The sequence below is a fragment of the Paenibacillus sp. PsM32 genome (assembly GCF_030433815.1).
Classification (GTDB): Bacteria; Bacillota; Bacilli; order Paenibacillales; family Paenibacillaceae; genus Saccharibacillus; species Saccharibacillus kyungheensis.
On sequence record NZ_JARUWY010000003.1, the window covers coordinates 80184 to 101207 of the forward strand.

The 21024-nt window shown below is 37.4% G+C and carries 19 protein-coding genes; 12 read left to right on the forward strand and 7 right to left on the reverse strand.

The genetic code is table 11. The features are described from left to right. Positions 1–131 precede the first annotated feature (131 nt). The 10 genes from loaP (at position 132) to QCD85_RS08255 (ending at position 11422) form a co-directional block, all read left to right on the forward strand. Positions 132–659: an antiterminator LoaP gene (loaP, locus tag QCD85_RS08210; RefSeq protein WP_301262253.1), complete on the forward strand. Its 528-nt coding sequence runs from the start codon at positions 132–134 to the stop codon at positions 657–659. A 176-nt stretch (positions 660–835) separates the two neighbouring features. Continuing rightward, the gene (locus tag QCD85_RS08215) at positions 836–1777 is read left to right on the forward strand and encodes an alpha/beta hydrolase (protein WP_301262254.1); all 942 of its coding nucleotides are present in this window, start codon (positions 836–838) and stop codon (positions 1775–1777) included. 841 nt (positions 1778–2618) lie between these two features. Next, positions 2619–3086 (forward strand): DinB family protein, encoded by a 468-nt coding sequence (locus QCD85_RS08220; RefSeq protein ID WP_301262255.1) that lies wholly within the window; start codon positions 2619–2621, stop codon positions 3084–3086. Positions 3087–3268: 182 nt separating this feature from the next. Further along, entirely contained in the window at positions 3269–3826 is a 558-nt protein-coding gene (locus QCD85_RS08225; RefSeq protein ID WP_273616155.1) for a hypothetical protein, read from the forward strand. A 2-nt stretch (positions 3827–3828) separates the two neighbouring features. After that, positions 3829–4878 (forward strand): BtrH N-terminal domain-containing protein, encoded by a 1050-nt coding sequence (locus QCD85_RS08230; RefSeq protein ID WP_301262256.1) that lies wholly within the window; start codon positions 3829–3831, stop codon positions 4876–4878. A gap of 3 nt (positions 4879–4881) precedes the next feature. Continuing rightward, positions 4882–5628 (forward strand): LytR/AlgR family response regulator transcription factor, encoded by a 747-nt coding sequence (locus QCD85_RS08235; protein ID WP_273616157.1) that lies wholly within the window; start codon positions 4882–4884, stop codon positions 5626–5628. After that, positions 5629–6915, forward strand: a complete 1287-nt coding sequence (locus QCD85_RS08240) for a sensor histidine kinase (RefSeq protein WP_301262257.1) — start codon at positions 5629–5631, stop codon at positions 6913–6915. Between the two features lie 142 nt (positions 6916–7057). Further along, positions 7058–9127 carry a serine hydrolase domain-containing protein gene (locus QCD85_RS08245; protein ID WP_301262258.1) on the forward strand — a complete coding sequence of 690 codons (2070 nt, stop codon included), beginning with the start codon at positions 7058–7060 and terminating at the stop codon, positions 9125–9127. A gap of 123 nt (positions 9128–9250) precedes the next feature. After that, on the forward strand, positions 9251–10183 hold the full coding sequence (locus QCD85_RS08250; RefSeq protein ID WP_301262489.1) for an AraC family transcriptional regulator: 933 nt from the start codon (positions 9251–9253) through the stop codon (positions 10181–10183). A 276-nt stretch (positions 10184–10459) separates the two neighbouring features. Then, positions 10460–11422 carry an SDR family oxidoreductase gene (locus QCD85_RS08255; RefSeq protein WP_301262259.1) on the forward strand — a complete coding sequence of 321 codons (963 nt, stop codon included), beginning with the start codon at positions 10460–10462 and terminating at the stop codon, positions 11420–11422. Between the two features lie 42 nt (positions 11423–11464). Here QCD85_RS08255 and QCD85_RS08260 read toward each other — a convergent pair whose 3' ends face one another. Together QCD85_RS08260 and QCD85_RS08265 are read right to left on the reverse strand one after the other, a co-directional pair. Continuing rightward, positions 11465–12652, reverse strand: coding sequence for a macrolide family glycosyltransferase (locus tag QCD85_RS08260; RefSeq protein WP_301262260.1), 1188 nt, complete (start codon positions 12650–12652; stop codon positions 11465–11467). A 161-nt stretch (positions 12653–12813) separates the two neighbouring features. Beyond that, complete coding sequence (locus tag QCD85_RS08265; protein WP_301262261.1) at positions 12814–13176, reverse strand: winged helix-turn-helix transcriptional regulator; 363 nt, start codon at positions 13174–13176, stop codon at positions 12814–12816. A gap of 207 nt (positions 13177–13383) precedes the next feature. Between QCD85_RS08265 and nfsA the strand changes: the two genes are divergently transcribed. Together nfsA and QCD85_RS08275 are read left to right on the forward strand one after the other, a co-directional pair. Further along, positions 13384–14124, forward strand: a complete 741-nt coding sequence (gene nfsA, locus QCD85_RS08270) for an oxygen-insensitive NADPH nitroreductase (protein ID WP_301262262.1) — start codon at positions 13384–13386, stop codon at positions 14122–14124. Positions 14125–14383: 259 nt separating this feature from the next. After that, complete coding sequence (locus QCD85_RS08275; protein ID WP_301262263.1) at positions 14384–15484, forward strand: Gfo/Idh/MocA family protein; 1101 nt, start codon at positions 14384–14386, stop codon at positions 15482–15484. A gap of 191 nt (positions 15485–15675) precedes the next feature. Here the strand turns inward: QCD85_RS08275 and QCD85_RS08280 are convergent, their stop codons facing one another. Genes QCD85_RS08280 through QCD85_RS08300 form a run of 5 tightly spaced genes read right to left on the reverse strand, consistent with a single transcriptional unit; the run spans position 15676 to position 21018 of the window. After that, positions 15676–16368: a response regulator transcription factor gene (locus QCD85_RS08280; RefSeq protein ID WP_274170011.1), complete on the reverse strand. Its 693-nt coding sequence runs from the start codon at positions 16366–16368 to the stop codon at positions 15676–15678. Next, complete coding sequence (locus QCD85_RS08285; RefSeq protein ID WP_301262264.1) at positions 16365–17834, reverse strand: sensor histidine kinase; 1470 nt, start codon at positions 17832–17834, stop codon at positions 16365–16367. The genes QCD85_RS08280 and QCD85_RS08285 overlap by 4 nt, the downstream gene beginning before the upstream one ends. Before the next feature lie 51 nt (positions 17835–17885). Next, positions 17886–19055, reverse strand: coding sequence for an ABC transporter permease (locus QCD85_RS08290; protein WP_301262265.1), 1170 nt, complete (start codon positions 19053–19055; stop codon positions 17886–17888). Further along, on the reverse strand, positions 19055–19747 hold the full coding sequence (locus tag QCD85_RS08295) for an ABC transporter ATP-binding protein (protein WP_274170008.1): 693 nt from the start codon (positions 19745–19747) through the stop codon (positions 19055–19057). Before QCD85_RS08295 ends, QCD85_RS08290 begins: the two co-directional genes overlap by 1 nt. After that, a complete protein-coding gene (locus QCD85_RS08300; protein ID WP_301262266.1) occupies positions 19744–21018 on the reverse strand; it encodes an efflux RND transporter periplasmic adaptor subunit in 1275 nt (424 codons plus the stop codon). The genes QCD85_RS08295 and QCD85_RS08300 overlap by 4 nt, the downstream gene beginning before the upstream one ends. Positions 21019–21024 lie beyond the last annotated feature (6 nt).

Sequence of the window (21024 nt, forward strand, 5' to 3'; positions counted from 1 at the left end):
TTTGCATAAAAAATGACTACTAACCAATTGAAATGAAACCCTTTCTTATTTTTATTTACTTTTGTATAATAAAAATGGTTTAATATGTAATTAATGTTCTGATTTAAAATTCATTTTATTGAGGAGGCATTATGAGTTGGTATACATTTTTCGTCCAAACCGGTAAAGAAGACTATATTAAAAAGCACATAGACCGACATTATGACGACAAGCAACTCAAATGCATGATACCCAAAAGGATAATACCTGAGAAACGTCAAGGTATTGTCAAAGATGAAGTGAAAGTATTATTTCCGGGTTATATTTTTGTAAAAACGCATATGATTCAAGATGTGTATCATTCGATCAAAACAACGCCTCATGTGTACTATTTAGTAGGTAGTTCTTCTTGTACTACAGCGAATACGAAAGAGTACTTTACCAAAATTCCTGAAAATCAAATGAATTGGTTACTTCAACTGTTTGGACAAAATCATATTATTGGTTATTCTGATATTATGGTATTGGATGAAAATGTTCAGGTGATCTCAGGTCCTCTTATGGGAAAAGAAGCGATTATACGTAAAATTGATAAACGTAAAGGTAGAGCCAAAATTGAAGTGCAATTACTCAATGATATTCGACTTATTGATGTTGGAATCGAAATATTGTCTCCATGATCGTAAGCTATCGAAAAATGTTTTTGGATGTGGGCCAGATCACTTTACAAGGTGGTCTGGCTTTTTTTACATAGATTGCAGTATCGAGGATAAAGGTTTCATTATCGCTGTAGTTGGGGAATCAATCTTTGAGCATAGGTCTACTATAACGAGCGAAAGAAAGGATGTAATTCATTATGCCTGTCGATCCGCAAATTCAACAATTATTGAATATGATTAATCAATTTCAGATGCCTCCCTTTGAGACTATTTCTCCATCAGATTATCGTGATATGGAAAAGATGATGACGTTACCGTTTGCGACAAATAAAACAGAACTTTTTGAAATAAAAGATCAAACGATTCCTTTAAAAGATCGAGATATTGCTATTCGGATCTATCGACCAACCGCAGAGGAAGGACCGCGTCCAGCGCTTGTCTTTTATCATGGTGGTGGATGGGTTGTAGGAAGTCTGGATTCTCATGATGAGATGTGTCGCCAGATTGCTCACGAATCCAGTTGTACTGTGATTTCTGTCGATTACCGCTTAGCGCCTGAATATAAATTTCCGACCGCTGTATGGGATGCTTATGATGCATTAGTGTATCTGACAGAACATGCAGCAGAATTTCAGATAGATCCGATGCAGATTGCAGTAGGTGGAGATAGTGCAGGAGGTAATCTGGCTACTGTCGCTTGTATTATTGCGAAGCAAAGAGGCGGAGTACCTGCTATTCAATATCAATTGTTATACTATCCTTCTGTTGGGAATGAGAAAGAAACGGATTCGTATCGTGATAATCAAAAAGGGTATTTGTTAACAGCCGATATGATGGAGTGGTTCCGCAAACATTACTTTAATACAGAAGAAGAAAGTCAGCATGTATACGCGGCACCGATATTATATGAAGACTTGAGCGATTTGCCACCAGCGATGATTATCACTGCTGAATACGATCCTTTGCGAGATGGTGGAGCAGCCTATGCCAAAAAGTTGCAAGAAAAAGGTGTAGCTGTAGAATATATGTGTTACGAAGGTATGATTCATGGATTTATGAGTATGCCTCAAATTGATAAAGCTAAAGCAGGCGTACTGCAAGGTGCAGAAGCATTAAAACGCATCTTTAATCTAAGCTGAGCAGAAGCAAATAAAGATAAAACAGTAGCTATTCCGAAATAAACAGCTACACAACACATAAAACCCCGCATCCTTGAATATCAAGAGTGTGGGGTTTTACGTGTTATTTTGAATATACAATTAACTTTTTCCTCCTGAAACAATCCTCCTGCGTGACATGGCACATACTTTCATATTTTCCATGTTGCCGATTATTAGGTCTTCACCATTTCAATAATCGTTTGTACTAATTGTTATACTTATTTGATAATTACTGTAATACTTTGTTCGCCTTACCTCCAAACTTTACGTAAAGGAGATAGCGATATCCGTTCCTCCAATCTTCAAGTTTTGGAGAACTTCATTAAATCGATCCGGCTTCCATCCATACTCATGTCGCTAATGATTTCCCGTATACCCACGATCTCACGAAAAACGTTTTCACTGACGCTTTTCTTACGTGTTATCGATTCTAGTATACTTCGCTAACATTTTCCAACGGAATCCTGCTCCCTTCCTGTAGATCTTAACTACTAATACGGAAATGAGACTATCACCTGATTGATGCTTGTTTGTTGCTTATGTGGTTCAGCACCTCTTGGTGATGTCTATATAATAAACCTATCTTTTCAAAAGTTAAAGGGGAGTAAAGTTTGTTTTCGGACTGTAAAATGGAGTCTGGATCACTGAGGTCACACATGCTTGATTTCGCTTACATTTACTGTTTATTTATAGCTTTTTTATTGATTTTATATATAGAAAAGTTGAATTTAAAATGAAATAAAGTTAGACTTGTAAAGGTTCATTTTATCTCAGATTACATCGAACTAAGACTACATTAGATTTTATTAGGAGGATCAACATGTCAGACTTATTTATATTTGGATTATTTGAAAGAACACGTAAAAGTATTCTTGGCTATACGGCGGAGTTGACTCCAGAACAACGTTCTATTGTTCCAACCGGATTTAATAATAATATTCACTGGCAACTGGGACATGTTATTGTTATCGCAGATGCGATTGTACTTGGGTTCGCTGGTCACGCGTCTCAAATACCTGCGGAGTACAGAACCTTTTTTGGACCAGGAACAAAGCCTGCGGACTGGACAACTGAAGCGCCAGCTTGGGAAGAGTTGCTTGATGTATTTGCAAAACAAACACAATCGTTACGTGAAACGTTTGCTGGTCAGACAAATGAACCTGTTGCGAATAAAGAAAACTTTGCCAAAGCAGAAACAGTTGGCAATCTATTGGAATTGAACACTATGCATGAAAGTTCACATTCTGGTATGATCAACGCTATGTCTCGCCTTGTTAAACAATCTTAATTAAACCTATATAACAAGTAAAAAAGGAGTACAGCATATGTTGCTGTACTCCTTTTTTTGCTGTGCTAGATTGAACTAGATGATGAGATAACGATAAGATTGACTATCGCTATAAAATAACGTAATATTCGAATTAATTGGAATATAATTACATAAAATAAAATATTATAGAGGTGATTTGATTGGCAAAGTATTATCCATTACCTTTATCTACTTATTATAATAACAACGGATTTAGTTATGAATTAGAACAACGAATCGGCAATTTTACGACATTCGGTTCGTCCTATCCTGGAGATGAAATACCTAACCAAACAGATGTAATTATCGAAGAGATTCCATTTTTATTTCCCGATGCTCAATCGACTTTTAATAATATCGAATTGGAAAATCAACAATTGGATATTCCAGCCGACTATTATACAGCTATGTTTATTTTAGGCGCGGCGGATAATGGATCTTATCAAGAAGATATTGAATACTATTTGAATGATACGTTGGTAGAGCAGACATCTCTCGCTTTGACCAATTGGACAGATCATATGCCTAAATATCAAGAACAAGTAGTGTATCGCTGTAGTGGCATTTACACCCAAAAGGGAGCACTCTTAACAAGCAAACAGACAACGATCTGGTTGCAAACGTTATCATTTGAACATCCTCTTCATATGAACAGGATCGTATTGCCGGATAATCCTTGTATGCATATATTCTCGATAACATTACAAAAAGGAGAATAAACATGAATATGCAGCCACGACCTGAACCTAAAGACGGTGAAGATTGTTTTACCTTATGTGTGAGCAGTATTCTAGCCTATCAAAATGTGCCCGAGTTTTGTAGTGTCTGGAAACAATGTGGAATCGTTTACACGGAGCCGAAAGAAGAAGTGCAAGGTCGATTATCTCCAATCTATATGGCTACCGAGAATGATTTACAATGGATTCACCGGATTAAGCTTCAGATTTATCGTGAAAATAATAAAACAGCAGTCGTACAACATATCAAGCAACTGCTTATTCAAGGAGAGCCTGTTATTGTCTGGTTGGATGTTTTTGATATGAAATATAATTCATTGTATCAACTACGTCACTTTGCTCATTGTTTGTTATTAGTAGAGTATGCAGATGAACAATTTGAATTTATTGATGAATTTTACCATCTCAAAAATACGATTGATGAACAGACATTAATCAATGCGCTTGATCTTAGACAGACAGAAATGATTGAAGAAGGAACTCATTATGTCTATAATGTGGTGGATAGTACTCAAGCAACTATAGAAGTAACCGAAAAAGATATTCACGATGTAATCCAAATGAATCTGAACGTTATGCAAAGTAAGTATTTGCATATGATTACAACAGATCACGGACAACCTGTAAGCAATGCTTATACTGGATTACAAGCACTGGATCGGTATATTGATCATATTCATAACTGTTTATCAGATATCAATATGCTGACAGATGAATATGTAGAGCAGATGTATCAAGATCTATCTCGAATGAGCAATAATCGATATTTGTTCACTTATTTTCTAGAGCAAGGTATATCTTATGATCTATCGTTAGAACGGTTGATCGAAAAGTATCAATATGTAGCACAACGCTGGAAATTAGTCTCTAACATGGCACTAAAAAGTCAATATGTAGAAGGCGAAAAGCGGCAACAAATGGTAGAACGAATCTGGAGCAAATTACAAAGTATTCGTCAGCTAGAGCAAGAACTTGTCGAATACAATCAATTGATAATAGAAAAAAAGGATCAAAAGATAGAAATGGAGTATTGATGAATGACGTATAGAGTGGCGATCTGCGATGATGATCAGCAACAAAGAGAACTTGTCCAACATATGTTGATGACATTATCTATGAAAACCAGTATCGATTTTGAGATCGACTATTTTGAATCTGGTGAATCATTAGTCTCTTATTATGAGAATAACCAACAACCTTTTCATATTTTGATTTTGGATATAGAAATGGGCGGTATTAACGGAATCCAGACAGCTCAGAAGATTAGAGACCTCAAACATCTGGATGAACAAATTGTGTTTCTTACCAGTTATCCAGATTATATGATCGAAAGCTTTGATGTAGTGACTTTTCAGTATTTACTCAAGCCAATTGCTGTGTCTACGTTTGAAGAAAAGATCCTTAAAGTTTGTCAGTATTTTCAGTCGTTAGATAAACGAATTTTGATTATCAAATCCGATTATGAAGAAGTTGTATTGAAATACGACGATATTATTTCGATTGAAGCTGTCAAAAGTTTAACGATGAAAAACAAACTGCATGTTGTCACTCTTCAGCAGACTCACACAACCAAGGGCATTATTTCTAACTATGCTACTGCATTAAAACAATATCATTTTTTACAAATTCATCGATCGATTATTATCAACTTGCTTCATGTTAAAAAGTTTGCAGGAGGCATGGTTCTAATGTCTAATGGAGTAGAGTTACCGATTGGACGTTCCAAAGTAAAAGAAGTGAAAGACGTGTATACCAAATTTATGATTACAGGTATGTATGAATAGATGGAAACTCAACTATTATTGCTGAATGCTTGTATTGTACTGGTGATGGGATTTCAAATTAATTTTTATTTCAATGCTGTTTTTGGCAAAGGACACCGCGGCTCTAACCATTGGGTGTATTTGATCTTATTTGGTGTGCTTGATTTCTTTTATTTAAATTCATATACATCTTCTGTATTTTCTTCAGTGTTGGCTTTGATCGTTATTTTTGTATTATCGATTCCTTACCAGACTGAACTAAAGAAGAAGATTGTTTTTTCGATTTTGTACGCAGTTTTGCTCACATTAGTTAATTTTATTTCACTGTACATTTTGTATCCATTTAATGCTACAGATCTAGGAACTTCTAATCCTGTGGCTATTGAAGAGTATGTTATTTTATCCAAAAGTATACTGCTAAGTTGCTTAATCATGTTTGTGATTATTCTGATTATTCGATTTATTGTGAAGCGTAGAAGTTTTCCTTTGCATTATCGATATTATCTACTTTTCCTTACGATCCCGGCGATTAGTATTTATCAGGTCAATGTATTATCGATGTATAGTGAAAGAAATGTGTATTACTTTATCTCGATTTTTAGCTTTCTTTTTTTGAATGTGTTTATTATTTATATATTAGATAATATGATCGAGAAATTTCAATTGATGCACGAAAATATACAATTGCAAGATCAGATGGATTATCAAGATGCGAATTATGAGAAAACTGTGCATAGCTTTAAGCAGATTAAGCGAATTATTCATGATACCCATCAACAATTTCTGTATATTGAACAATGTATCGAAAAAAATGAGTTAGATGAAGCTAAAAAGCATATCCATACCACGCTAAATAAGGTTGAAGATGCTTATCAGCGGGTGAACACAGGCAATTTGGTTGTAGATGCGTTAGTGACCAATGCGCTTAATATCGGTCAAGCCAATGGCATTCAGATCGATACACAATTGCAACTGTATTCTCAACATATCCAGATTGAACGGTATGATCTCTGTGTAGTGCTAGGCAATATGTTAGACAATGCTATTGAAGCTTCCAAAAAGATCAATATCGCTGAAGATCGTTATATATTGATCAAGATCCAATCGACGGATTCTCACCTTTCTATTCATATTTTGAATCATATGGTACAAGGTGCAGGGCAGGTGCAAAGCCAAAAATCGAATCCAGAGTTTCATGGAATCGGGCTGACGAATATTGATCGAATCTGTAACAAATACGGTGGGAATATGACAATCGAACGAAAACACCAAGTTTTTAATAATATGGTTATTCTGCCTTTTCAATAAAAAAAGTACACAACCAACAATCTCTCATGTCGTTGAGGGATTGTTTTTTTCGTTTCAGCCCTTTTTGAAGAGGATTCGACTATTTCCATGTAAGATGCAGATAGTGATTATATTTGAACACTTTCAAGGGAGGAATTATATAATGAAAAAGATAGGAAGCTTACTATTAGCTGCTGTATTAACCGTTGTACCGATGACTTCATCTTTTGCACAGGAAAGTCATTCCAATCTATCTCCAGAAGAAAAAGCGAAGCAATGGGCAACGACAGTCGTGACAGATTACGGAGCAAGTGCTGTCCAATATGCTATCGTTGATCATGGCAAAGTGATTCTATCCGGTCATGCAGGTATCAAAAACCAGGCAACCAAAGAAAAAATCACACCGGATACGATGTTTGGAATAGGTTCTGTCAGTAAAATGTATGTTTCTTCCGCAGTGATGATGCTGGTAGATGCAGGTAAAATAGATATTGATCAACCATTAACTACGTATATTCCTGATTTTAAAATGGCAGACGAGCGTTATACCAAAATCACACCTCGTACTTTGCTAAATCATTCTTCGGGATTATACGGATCTCATTATCATAACAGTATTTTATTTGACGATAATGATACTCAGAACTATGATAACTTGCTAAAAGAATTACAAACCGAACATCTCAAAGCCGATCCAGGCGCATTTTCTGTCTACAGTAACGATAGTTTTCAGTTACTTGAGGTGTTAGTAGAGCGAGTTAGCGGAATGAGTTATTCTGAATTTGTCAAAACACGTATTAGTGATCCGATGAAATTCAAATCTACGCATACACCGTTAGACCAGTTCGATCGTAAACAACTATCCAAAACGTACTTTCCAGGAATCGAAAGTGCATTGCCTGTAGAAAATGCGAATATACTCGGTACAGGCGGTATCTATTCTACAGCAGAAGAATTAGCGACATTTGGTGATGTGTTGATGGGCAATAAGCCAGAACTCTTATCCGAGAAATCTGCTCAAGCGATGCAAAAAGACGAATATCGCAATGGAATCTGGGTGCCTGAAGAAAGAAATACAACCAATTATGGTCTGGGTTGGGATGCTGTCAATTTAGCGCCTTTTAGCGACTATGGTATCAAAGCATTATCTAAAGGTGGAGATACTATAATGTATCATGCCGATCTGATTTCTTTGCCCGGCTATGATATGTCTGCTGCAGTTGTGTCCGCAGGAGGATCTTCTTTATATAATACGCAATTAGCAACGCAATTATTGTTAGAAGAATTGAAAGATCAAGGCAAAATTAAAAAAATATTACCTGATCAAACATTCAAACCTGCTGTGCAAGTAAATATGCCGGCTGAAATGAAACAATATGCTGGATTGTATGGCACATTAGACAAAACAATTCAATTGGAACTCAAAAATGGAACAATGGAATTACCTGATATATTAGGTGGAATTATACCTGCTCAGACGTATGTGTATACAGGTAAACAACAATTTACCAGCAAAGATGGAAGTACTATCATAAGCTTTGACAAACAGACCAATGGAAAAACGTATATTAAAGTCAATACAACGGTAAGTTTCCCTGGATTGGGACAAGCTGCAATGGTCTTTTATGAATACCAAAAATTAAGTAAAAATAAAGTATCAACAGCAGTACAACAAGCATGGAAAGCACGGGATGGTAAACGTTATTATGCGGTAGATGAAAAGATTAATTCTGCTTTTTATATAGCGCCATCGATTTTGACCAAAACGCTAGCTGTAGATGCAAGCAATGGCTATGTTAATGGAGACAAAATCATCGATCAGAATCATGCCGTCAATGTAGCTCAAATTCCTGTTATGACAGGCAGAGACACATTTGATTTTGAATTTGTAAAACAAAATAAGGTCGAATATCTAAAAACAAGCAAACAACTATATATCCCAGAAGATGCGATCTCACCTTTATCTAAAGACAAATCATCTACAATCAAGATCGCTTCTAATGGACATGTCAAATGGTTCAAAATTAATAAAAATACAGCAGGCAAAACAATAAACGTAGATTATCCAAACAATGCAGGCTTTGTTGTATATGATGCCAAAGGCAACGTTGTAGAATCTTCTATCATCACTTCTAAAAAATCTGCTATTCTGCCTGAAAATGGATTGATTGTGTTTGGAGGACAAGCAGGAAATGTTTTTAAAGTGACATTAGGTCAAGGTACAACGAAATAAAAGATTTTCGATCATATTCATAAATAAAGAAGTACGTATAAACATTAATAATGTTTGTACGTACTTCTTTTGTATTATACTATTTGAGTAAATACATATTATCTGGGAGTGACATTGGATACGATGGATATGTTAGATATTCACGCTACAACGCAGAGTCGCGAATTACTAGAAGTAGAGACATCACGCTTAGCAGACTTACTCTCAATACATGCGAATAAAGATGGTAGTTATGAGTCTAAGCGAATTTCAGGTTTATATTTTAATCGTTACTCCAAAGTCGAAAAAGCAGATTATACGCATACGATGTATTGGCCGACAGTAGGTATCGCTGCACAAGGTAAAAAAGTTATTGAAGTGGGAAATGAGATTTTTGAATATGGAGGTTCTACAATATTTGTAGCTCCTGTTGCTTTACCGGTAATGATGAAGACTATTATAGCTAGCCCCTCTGATCCTTTTCTGGGTGTGGGTATATATCTTAATCCGCAACGAATTGCTGAATTGGTGCCCAAAGTATTCCCACAAGGATTACCTAAAGTGAGCCAAAGAAGTCCAGGATATATGCTACCAGGTGATTTAGGATTTATACATGCAGTTGCACGGTTAGTGGATTGCTTATCTAGTTCTAGTGATAGTGAATTGCTAGCTCCACTTATCGTAGATGAGATTTTTATACGACTTCTTCGTAGCCCTATAGGTGTATTTGTAGCTGAGACTGTTTTTGTAGAATCTAATGTACAACGTGTTGCTAAAGCGGTTCGATGGCTTCATGAACATTTTGCTCAACCTTTAAAAATTCCTGAATTAGCAGACATGGTGCATTTGAGTCAATCTTCTTTTCGTGAACATTTCAAATCAGTAACTTCTATGAGCCCTTTGCAATATCAAAAAGCTTTGCGTCTGCAAGAAGCAAGACGATTGATGTTATCTGGTCATATGGATGCGATTACAGCTTGCCGGATGGTCGGGTATATTAGTGATTCACAATTCAGTCGAGATTACAGTCGTTTTTTTGGTAGTCCACCTAGTAGAGATCGCAACAGATGGCGTTAACATATACCAGTAAACATGAATACAGCTCAATTACAATACCAGCCCGAACTTATTACCACTTCAAGCTGGTATACAACCTGCATGCAGCTATTAGCTTTGCAGGTTTTTTTGTATCTTCAGACGTTCTGGCGAATCAGGCAAGAATTTACGCAGAATAGGCAAATGTCATACTGATATCCAATCTATACTACAAGTAACTTAAAAGCAGAAAGAGTGTGTTTTGGGGAGCAAGGTAGAGATGGAATCTAATACATGATGATATGAGGAGGATATAGGATGCGAGTATTTGTCACAGGAGCGAATGGTTTTATAGGAAGTGCTGTGATTCAAGAGTTAATTCAAGCCGGTCATGAGGTAACAGGTCTGGTGCGTTCCGTAGAAGGTGCTCGCAAACTTACAGCGATTGGAGCCAAAGCGCAACAAGGCAATGTAGAGAGTATCGAAGATTTACGTAAAGGAGTAGCCCATGCAGATGGAGTGATCCATACCGCTTTTTTTCATAAATTTTCGCATGCTCGCTTATCTACACGTGTAAAGATTATATTAGGTGGTAACCCTCGTCATGCTGGATCTAGATTTATGGCAATGGCTACTGAAACGGATCGACGTGCGATTGAAACGCTTGGAAAAGCTCTTTCGGGCGAAGATCGATCACTTGTGATGGCGTTCCCAACTATGGCACTAAAAGCCGGTTACGTAGCAACTGAAAATGATCCGTCCGATCCTCAATCAGTAGGAGGCGGACGGATTATTTCAGAGAAAACAACGCTAACACTCGCACACCAAGGAGTTCGCTCTTCTGTTATTCGTATAGCCCCACTTGTACACGGCATCGGCGATAAAAGCGGTTTACTACCGACTTTGATTGACATTGCTCGCAAAAAGGGCGTATCAGCTTATGTAGAAGACGGAGCTAATCGATGGCCAGCAGTACATCAATTAGACGTAGCACGCCTATTTAGATTGGCTTTAGAACAAGCTACGGCAGGTTCTACCTTCCATGCAGTCGGAGAAAAAGGAATACCTTTTCGTGAGATTGCTACTGCGATCGGTCGTTATCTAAATGTACCTGTATCAAGTATCAAAAAAGAACAAGCCAGTGCTCATTTTGGATGGTTAGGTGGTTTTGTATCTGTCGATAATGTTGTTTCAAGTACATTAACACAGTCACAATTAGGATGGACAAACCATCATCCATCTTTATTTACTGATATGGAGAATGGTCATTATTTTAAATAGAATCAATTTAAGTCAGATATAGATTTTTGATTAAAAAGTCATTTACAATTGTCTGTTATGAAGATAAGCATCGATGCGATCTAATGCTTCTTGTGGCCCGCCTGTGTGTTGGAAGCTTTCATTAATGTTCTGTACACCTTTTTTGTATTGTGGATTAGACAACACTTCTTGGACCGCTTCTTGAAGTGATTGTACATTGATCTGATCTTTGGTAATACGGTAGCCTGCTTGCAGTTCAGTTAAGCGCTGAGCGACCATTGGCTGATCTTTGTCTTGTGGCAAAACGACTAAAGGCACATTGAAATGGATGCCTTCATTGACACTGTTCATACCGCCATGAGTAATAAATACATCGGTATGTTGTAGCACCTCTAACTGAGGAACATAAGGTAAAATCATGATATGTTCAGGAGCCGGGTTGATCTTCGTAACGTCAACTTTCTCACCTGTAGCAATAACTACAATACCGTTAAAGTCTGTAAAAGCTTCGATACAAGTATTAAAGAATTGTTCGGTGTGATCCAGAACGGTTCCCATTGAAATGTATAGTACTTTTTGATCTTTAAGAAGATGAAGTGGAAATGACGTATTTTCAGTACGCTTTGGAAAACTAGGTCCAATAAAAAGATGTTCATCGCCAAACTGATCGCCATTGCGTTGAAAGTATTTACTTGTATAAACAATATTTAGATCACCGTTATTATTCATAAATTGACCCATTTCTTTAGGCATAACGTTATATTTCTCTTTCATTAGTGATAGCCCAGCTTGAATACTCTCGGAAAGCTGAGAAGTAGTGTCCATTTGACTTGGAAAAATTCGTTTAGTCATCTGATCATTAGATATCAAAAAAGATGGAGACGAGGAAATACCCGGAATATTCAGGAAATCTCGAACTAACTCACCGGCTCCGAACTTATCATAAAATACAAAATCAAATTGCATTGTCTGTGATAGCTGTTCGGTTAACGCTAAAATGTGTAACGAAGTTTGAATATGAATGTTTAAAAATTCATTTATTCCATTGGGGCTACCTATACGGATCGAAGCATTTCTAAGCAGATCAGTATGAACATGAACAATCGCTCCAACAGCTTCTAATCTATCTCTGAACTTCTCAGTCGTAATATAGTGAACCTCATCGCCACGTGATGTAAAAGCATGAGTGATCCCAAGTGTTGGATTCACATGACCTTCTGCGGGAAAATTAACAATTAGAATACGTAACATTCGATATCACTCCTATTGGAAAGTATAAGAAATAGAACCGTTGCTTATTTATGATAACAATAATCTATTTCTTTTCCAATTTTTGCAGATTTTTCACAAGTATAATGGAGCAGTGAATAGAAGAAAGAGATCATAACCGTTTGGCTAGAAAATAGTTACTCTCATATAGTATCTGCTTGTTCACCAAACGTTTTGCCAAAGCTATTCATCGCATCCAGTACAGGCATAAGCGCTGTTCCTTTATCAGTCAGTGAATATTCGACTTTGGGTGGAACTACAGGATATACTTTGCGTTTGATTACGCCATCTTTTTCTAATTCACGCAGTTGTTTGCTTAAAGAACCTTGCGAAAGATCACCTAGAAACGCTTTGATATCTGAATATCGGCGCGTATGTCCTTTTAAATACCACAAAATAAAATATTTCCATCGTCCAGATAAAATATTTTGCGTAAAAGCGATGGTGTACATATCTGTCTGATCATTAATAAATTCTTTTTGAAATCCGTCTTTACACACTCTCATCGTCTTTCTCTCCATTCTTAAGTACATCCATGTGTACTATGTACATCTAAATTGCCCTCTATGCAACGTCACGATATCACTTTATGATTATTTTATTATGCAAACTGTTATAGATAAAATGATCGCATAGAAGTCTTTATAACAGGTATAGTTAGTAAGCTAATTAATAGTCTAACATATGAATAAATATTAAAGGAGAGAACTTACTTGAATCAAACATTAGAATTGCTTCACAACCATTCATCGGTGCGTTCGTACACTAATCAACCATTAACCGAGGAACAACTAGATGCTATTTTCCAGGCAACTATTCAAACATCGTCATTTAGCTTGTTACAGGCTGTTTCTATTATTCGGGTTACAGATCCAGAGCTTCGCCAACAAGCAATGGAACTTTGTGGTCATCAGCCTTATATCGGGCAAGCAGCCGAGTTTTGGGTTTTCTGTTCAGACTTTCATCGGAATCATGAAATAGCTCCTGAAGTAGATATAGAATATATTGAATTTCTAACGATTGGTTTAGTAGATGCTGGACTTATGGCGCAAAATGCTTTGACAGCAGCCGAATCTATGGGACTTGGTGGCGTATATATTGGCGGTGTCAAACTCAATATCGAGAAATTATCTGAAGCTTTGCAATTACCTAAATACGTTATTCCAGTAGTAGGATTGTGTATTGGTGTTCCAGCAGAAGAGAAAGCAGAACTCAAACCACGCTTACCGAAATCTATGGTGTTATTTGAAAATAAATACGAATCATTAGACAAAGAAGAACTATCTACTTATGATAACACAATGAAAAAATACTATGAAGATCGTCCGATCAGAGCGCCTTTCACTGTAAAAACGGTCAAAGGATGGAGCGATCATATTCATGATCATCTACAACGAAGTATTCTGCCCAATATGATGAGTTATATGAATAAAATGGGATACGCTAAAAAGTAATAAGCAGTATATATAGGAGTCTATATTTGCACATTAATTTCCACTATGTTATATTTAGCCCACTAATTAGTTTTGAAAAACAATCTGAGAAACAAATCGAGAGTAACTTATTATAAAGTTACTCTTTTTTATGAATAATTTCTAATATGAATACGAACATAAATCTCTAAAGCGTAATAAAGTCATCAAAGATTATCCTATCTCAAGCTATTTTTGTTGGTATTACTAATTCAATGATTCGAAATGGAGCGATAAAAAAATGACTAAAAAGATCAAAGTAGGTATTATCGGTGGATCAGTAAATAACGGGTGGGCAAATAGTACACATATTCCCGCAGTTCAGCATTTGGAAGAGTATGAGTTAACAGCTGTAGCTACAAGTAACAAAGAAAGTGCAACCAAAAGTGCTGAAGCTTTTAAAGCTACTCATGGTTTTGATCAAATTGAAGAGTTAGTACAACATCCTGATGTGGATATGGTAGTTGTCAGTATTAATGTAAAAGAGCATTATCATGCGGTCAAAGCTAGTATTCCTTCTGGAAAGCCTATTTATAGCGAATGGCCACTAGGGTCAACTACTGAAGAAGCTATTGAAATGCAACAATGGGTAGCAGAGCATCAGATTCCAACTGCAATCGGATTACAAGCAAGACAAGCTCCTGCGATTAAGTATGTTAAAGATTTGTTGAAAGAAGGATATGTAGGAAAAGTGTTGTCTGCTCAATTGAGAGTATCTATGGAGGGTATGGGCGGTACAGCTGATCAATCGACTGCTTATTTGTTCGATCGCAAATCTGGCGGAAATTTGCTAACTATCGTGGGTGGACATAATATAGATGCGTTTACTTATATGGTTGGCGATTTTGCAGAACTTTCCGCTACAACAGCACAACAATACACTCAAGTAGCGTTAGTAGATACTCAACAAATGATTGAGAAAACAACAGATGATCAAATCCTCGTTACCGGAAAATTAACAAATGGAGCAGCAGCGAGTATTCATATTCAAGGAGGAGTGAAGCATCAAAAAGGGGTGACTCTTGAAATCTTTGGTGATCAAGGGACGATTGTTCTATATGCGCCTAAAACGATTCAATTTGGAGCACATGAATTATTAGGAGCCAATTCTGCTGATGCCGAGCTACAAGAGTTAACAGTTCCTGATGACTATTATTCTGTACCGGATTCTCTGCGAGATGATACTCCAGTGCTAAATATCGCTCAAGTGTATCGTGCATTTGCTCAAGATCTTCAAGAAGGAACATCGTTGACATCGAATTTTGCAGATGCAGTCAAAGTACATCAATTAATCGATGCGATACAAAAATCTGCACAAACAGGTGAACGTCAGTATCTTTAAATAAGACTCTATGTCTACGTGTTGGGTACCTAAAGCGTGGATCAAAGCGGAATTTTACCAATACAATCAATACTGATTTTTGCAAAGTCAAATCGCTTATCTTAAATCTCTTACCTAAAAAAAGGAGCAGACATCTTCAATGATGACTGCTCCTTTTTGGTATAAACTACACTTGATTTGATTGACTACATTCAAGGCTGAAAGCGATAGCCCACACCCCATACTGTCTGAATATAGCGAGGGTTACTAGGATCTTCTTCTGTTTTTTCGCGTAGTCGATTGATATGAACAGCTACAGTCGCATTATCACCAATCGATTCAAAACCCCATATACGCTCATATAACGTTTCTTTACTGAATACATTGTTAGCATTTACGATCAGAAAGTGGAGCAGATCAAATTCTTTTTTCTTCAACTCTAGTTCTTTGCCGTTTAGATAGACCCGGTGAGCTTGCATATTAATCACAAAAGAACCTATTTCAATATGACTATTCCCATGACGATCAGGTTTTCCTTTTATCCGATCATATTGAGCTAGATTGGACTTTACTCGCGCTACTAATTCATTAGGAGAAAATGGTTTGACAATATAGTCATCCGCACCTAATCCTAATCCGCGAATCTTATCAATATCTTCTTGCTTGGCAGTAACCATAAGAATAGGAATATCTAGCTTTTCACGCAAACGGCGACATACAGAAAATCCATCTTCACCCGGTAGCATAAGATCCAGCAAAATTAGATCATAAGGTTCAGATAACGCTTTTTCTGCACCGGTAAGTCCATTATCGGCTATCTCCACTGCAAAGTGATTGATTTCGAGATAATCCCGTTCAATTGATGCGATCGCTTCATCATCTTCTATAATTAGTATTTTTCTCATTGTACTTCCTCCTGATTAATCAATGGAAGCTGAATCTTAATCTGCAAACCGCCTGAAGGTGCATGCATTGCCCGAATCGTTCCACCCATGCGTTCCACAGCTTTGGCAGTGATCGCTAAGCCAAGCCCGCTACCTTTATTAGGATTATTACGCGAAGGATCACTACGATAAAATAGATCAAACAGTTGAGGCAATGACTGATCAGGAACACCGGGACCATCGTCGGTGATACAAATAGTGATCTGATCATCATCTACATTGGTCTCTATATGAACCCATCCACGCTCTTTGTGCTTGTACTTTAAGCTATTTTCGACGATATTGGTAAATACGCTATCTAACTGCAATTGATCTGCAAAAATTCTAGCTTTCTGATGTGAAAATGACGTGGTGATATACAGACCTTTACTACGATATTCTTCAGCTGTTGCTTTGACAAGTGATTCTAATTCATAATTCACATCTAGCAGCTCAGGATCGTATGGATAATTACCTAGATCCATTTTGGAAAATAGAAAGATTTTGGCAACCATCCGGTCAATATCTCTTGCTTTGGTCTGTATCATAGTAATGTATTTATGTTGAGCTTCCGGTGTATTAGCCACTCCATCGAGAAGCCCTTCTGAATAAGCACGAATCGAAGTGAGTGGAGAGCGTAGATCATGTGAGATACTAGCCAGTAGTTCTTTACGGCTTTCTTCTTGACGCTGAATTAATTGCATCGATTGTTTTAACTGCAATGCCATATCATTAAAATCATGACAGATCGCGGCAAATTCATCTTTGCTCTCATATTGAATACGTGTATCTAAGTTACCATCTCGAATCTGCTGAACACCTGCTACCAATGTATTGAGCGGTTGACTGATTCGCTTGAACACAAAATAAGTCAGAAAGCGATTAGTAAAAAAGATAGTGACAATAATCCCAATGCCAAATAAGATCATAAACAGCGTAATTAACATCTGATATCGGCTGTAGTAACTATCATCATTCGTAGCATTTTCATGAAACGAATCAAATGTTGAAATGACATACGTTTGATCATTTACAGTTACTTTTTTGCTATACACATCTTCTTCAGAAAGGTAGATACTACCTTCTCCGTTCAAAGACCAGATCGCTGTCATCATTTTATCATTAGCATCGATCGTCAGTTTCCCCATATTTAACAGAGGTGTATGCGTATTATAATCGTGCACTGTCAGTCTCATCGAATGCTTTTGCAAATAATCTTCTAGTTGCTGTTTTTCATTTGTTTTCTGCTTTTGAGGATGTTGAATAAGTTCTGTCGCAACAGAAGTGATTTTCTCCGGTACATCGTAGATAGAGCTTTCATTATCGTATTTCGTTTTCCAATACTGGTAAGATAAATATTGTCCGGCTCCGATAATAATCGCTGAAATTAGTACAGGTATGACAATCATCAAAATGTTAGAAATGATCAGGCGTTGTTTAATAGTCATACCACGTACTCCTTCGATAATAGATAAGTGATTACGAATGTATTGTAGCATTTAATCTGTACGAAGCGCATAAATAGGTCGTAATCGTGCAGCTTTATTGGCAGGAATAATTCCGAATATAACACCGATCACAAATGAAAATGCAAATGAGATCGTAACCATATTCCATGCATATTGAATCGGAAACGGTGTAAATTTACCAGCCACCCAGACCAATCCAAGTCCTACCCCGATACCAAGCAATCCTCCAAGTGTACTGAGAAATATCGATTCGATGATAAATTGGATCAAAATATTACTCTTTTTAGCACCAATCGCTTTGCGAATACCGATCTCACGCGTCCGTTCATTTACCGATACAATCATAATATTCATAATGCCGATTCCACCTACAATCAGTGAAATCCCTGCAATCCCTGCTAGAGATGCTGACATCAATGCATTGGTTTTTTCCATAGATTTGATCATTTCTTGAGCATCAAATATATCGTATGCTGAAGGATCTTTGAATTTCTGTTCAAGGCTAGCTGCAAGTAGGGCTTTGACAGTAGGGATATCCTGTTCGGTCACAGTTTTGACTTCAAACGTCTGAATGCCTTTTGTCTGTAAAAAGCGTTCTGCGGTAGCGAGTGGAATTAAAATTTTCTCATCATTGGAGCCCATTAAGCTTGAACCTTTACTTTGCAACAAACCTACAATTTTGAAGGTTTCTCCATTAAGACGGATATCATGCCCGACTGGATTTTCAGTGCCAAATAAAGTGGTAGCAGTAGATGAACCGATCACAGCTATCTTTTGTCGGTACTGGCTATCAATATTAAGAACAAATCGTCCGGATTGTACATGAAAGTCTTTGACATGCTCATACGCAGGAGTTACACCTTCTAAGGAAACATCGACATTGTTATTGCGATTTTTGGCAGTGACATTGCCTGAAAGGGTAGGGGATACACCGGATACACCTTTTAACTGGTTATAAGCAATGACTTCCTCATATGTCAGTGAACTGGTCACTCCGCGTCCCATCACATTAACAGATAGTAGATTGGTGCCCATATCTCCAAATTGATCACTAATCTGCCCGTTAAAGCTCATACCCACAGAGACAACTAGAATGACCGAAGATACTCCAATAATAATGCCTAACATCGTCAAAAAAGAGCGGATTTTATTGCTGATTACACTAAGTAATGCCATACGTACACTTTGAAAAAAGATCATTACTCATTCCTCCGATCTTCTGTCAAAATGCCATTTTGAATACGAATAACACGTTTGGCTTGATCGGCGATATCCAGATCATGGGTAATCAAAATAATCGTATGCCCTTGTTCATTCAGACTTTTGATCATCTGCATAACTTCTTTCCCTGTATTCGTATCCAAAGCACCTGTCGGTTCATCTGCTAGCAATAAAGGCGGATCACCAGCAAGAGCACGTGCTATTGCGACACGTTGCTGTTGTCCGCCGGATAATTGATTGGGACGATGATACATCCGTTCATGTAATCCTACTTGTTCTAACGCCTGACTTGCTCTTTTTTTACGTTCTCGATAAGACAATCCACGATAGATTAATGGAAGCTCTACATTTTCAATCGCTGATAATTTGGGCAATAGATTAAAACTTTGAAAAATAAAACCGATTTTTTCGTTACGAATTTTGGCAAGTCGATTATCAGATGTTTTGCGTACATTTTGACCATCTAGTATATATTCTCCGCTATTAGGCAGATCCAAGCATCCTATCATATTCATCAAAGTAGACTTGCCTGACCCCGAAGGGCCAATAATCGCTACAAATTCACCATGATTCACCGTCATAGAGATATCTTGCAAAATAGGCATCTGCTGTCCTGCCATCATATAGCCATGATTCATATGACTGATCTGTATCAGTGGCTCCTTATTCATGGAGTGCCACCACCTGTAGACGAGCTATCACTAGATGTACTCGTATTTGTATCGGTAGTATTACTATTATCTGTTGAAGTACTGCTGTCTGTTGCATTACTGTCAGTTGAACCACTATCCGAAGCTGTCGTCGAACTACTGTCATCCAAGCCACCTGCACCAGACATACTGCTATCTGGTGCAGAGGTACCAAGCCCGCTCATATCACTGGATGGGATCACGATTAGATCGCCTTCTTTTAGACCACTTTTAATCTCAATTTGACTATCATCATGAATCCCGATCGTTACTTTCTGTTCGGTCGTAGCATCAGGTTGCGCATTTTGTGTACCTGCTGATACTCTTGCTTTTTGAACTACATATTGGTCACCTTGTTGAATAACCGATTCGATGGGTACTACAAGAATATTTTTTTTCTGTTCGACCAAAATAGTAGCCTGTGCGGACATACCTGCTTTGATCTCGCCCGGTTGATCCAAATGAATCGTTACAGCAAAAGTAGAAACACCATTTTTGATCGAACCTTCATTTGCGATCATTGAGACTGTGCCAGTATACGTTTTGCCGGGTAGTGCATCTAGCTGAAGTGTAGCTTTCAATCCGTCGTGAATTTTAAGAACATCTAATTCATCGACCTGAATTGTAGCGCTCAAATCTTGATAATCAACAATAGTAAATGCTTCTGCGCCACTACTGACTGCTCCGCCGGGAGCGACACTCATCTTAGTGATTGTTCCACTAATTGGGGAAAGCAGCGGTGCAGGAGCAGCTTGATCTTTTTGTAAACGCGCGATTTCTGTTTCAGTAACAGTGATATCGTCTTTACCTTTTTCTATCGCTAGACGAGCCGTATCTAATTCAGTTGGAGTCGCATTATTCATAACTAGCTGTTTGTATTGTTCTTGCTTATCTTGAAGATCGCTTTGTTGTTGCTTCAGGGTGTTGGTTTGTTGAGTGATATCTTTGGAATTATCTTTATTTTTATAGTTGAACAAGACCTGTCCTTTTTGAACACGTGTATTTAATTTGCCGTTTACCTGATTAATATTTCCTTCATGATCGGCATAGACAAGCGTCTGGCTTGTAGCTTTGATTGAACCAGCCCCTTTGATCAATACTGTAATTTCTCCTTTTTGCACAGGAACAGAAGGGGTAGGTTCAACAACTAATTCATCTTGTGCTTTGGGCCAGAGAACATAGGCGGTTGCTCCGGCAGCGGCTAATACGACAATAATAGCTATAGTGATCCAGATTCGTTTTTTACTTTTCATAGGTTC

Coding starts and splice junctions, on each gene's coding strand:
- QCD85_RS08230 (WP_301262256.1), top strand. CDS start 3,829: ATGAATATGCAGCCACGACCTGAACCTAAAGACGGTGAAGATTGTTTT.
- QCD85_RS08220 (WP_301262255.1), top strand. CDS start 2,619: ATGTCAGACTTATTTATATTTGGATTATTTGAAAGAACACGTAAAAGT.
- QCD85_RS08255 (WP_301262259.1), top strand. CDS start 10,460: ATGCGAGTATTTGTCACAGGAGCGAATGGTTTTATAGGAAGTGCTGTG.
- QCD85_RS08295 (WP_274170008.1), bottom strand. CDS start 19,747: ATGAATAAGGAGCCACTGATACAGATCAGTCATATGAATCATGGCTAT.
- QCD85_RS08265 (WP_301262261.1), bottom strand. CDS start 13,176: ATGAGAGTGTGTAAAGACGGATTTCAAAAAGAATTTATTAATGATCAG.
- QCD85_RS08240 (WP_301262257.1), top strand. CDS start 5,629: ATGGAAACTCAACTATTATTGCTGAATGCTTGTATTGTACTGGTGATG.
- QCD85_RS08260 (WP_301262260.1), bottom strand. CDS start 12,652: ATGTTACGTATTCTAATTGTTAATTTTCCCGCAGAAGGTCATGTGAAT.
- QCD85_RS08215 (WP_301262254.1), top strand. CDS start 836: ATGCCTGTCGATCCGCAAATTCAACAATTATTGAATATGATTAATCAA.
- QCD85_RS08300 (WP_301262266.1), bottom strand. CDS start 21,018: ATGAAAAGTAAAAAACGAATCTGGATCACTATAGCTATTATTGTCGTA.
- QCD85_RS08245 (WP_301262258.1), top strand. CDS start 7,058: ATGAAAAAGATAGGAAGCTTACTATTAGCTGCTGTATTAACCGTTGTA.
- QCD85_RS08235 (WP_273616157.1), top strand. CDS start 4,882: ATGACGTATAGAGTGGCGATCTGCGATGATGATCAGCAACAAAGAGAA.
- loaP (WP_301262253.1), top strand. CDS start 132: ATGAGTTGGTATACATTTTTCGTCCAAACCGGTAAAGAAGACTATATT.
- QCD85_RS08250 (WP_301262489.1), top strand. CDS start 9,251: ATGGATATGTTAGATATTCACGCTACAACGCAGAGTCGCGAATTACTA.
- QCD85_RS08285 (WP_301262264.1), bottom strand. CDS start 17,834: ATGACTATTAAACAACGCCTGATCATTTCTAACATTTTGATGATTGTC.
- QCD85_RS08280 (WP_274170011.1), bottom strand. CDS start 16,368: ATGAGAAAAATACTAATTATAGAAGATGATGAAGCGATCGCATCAATT.
- QCD85_RS08290 (WP_301262265.1), bottom strand. CDS start 19,055: ATGATCTTTTTTCAAAGTGTACGTATGGCATTACTTAGTGTAATCAGC.
- QCD85_RS08275 (WP_301262263.1), top strand. CDS start 14,384: ATGACTAAAAAGATCAAAGTAGGTATTATCGGTGGATCAGTAAATAAC.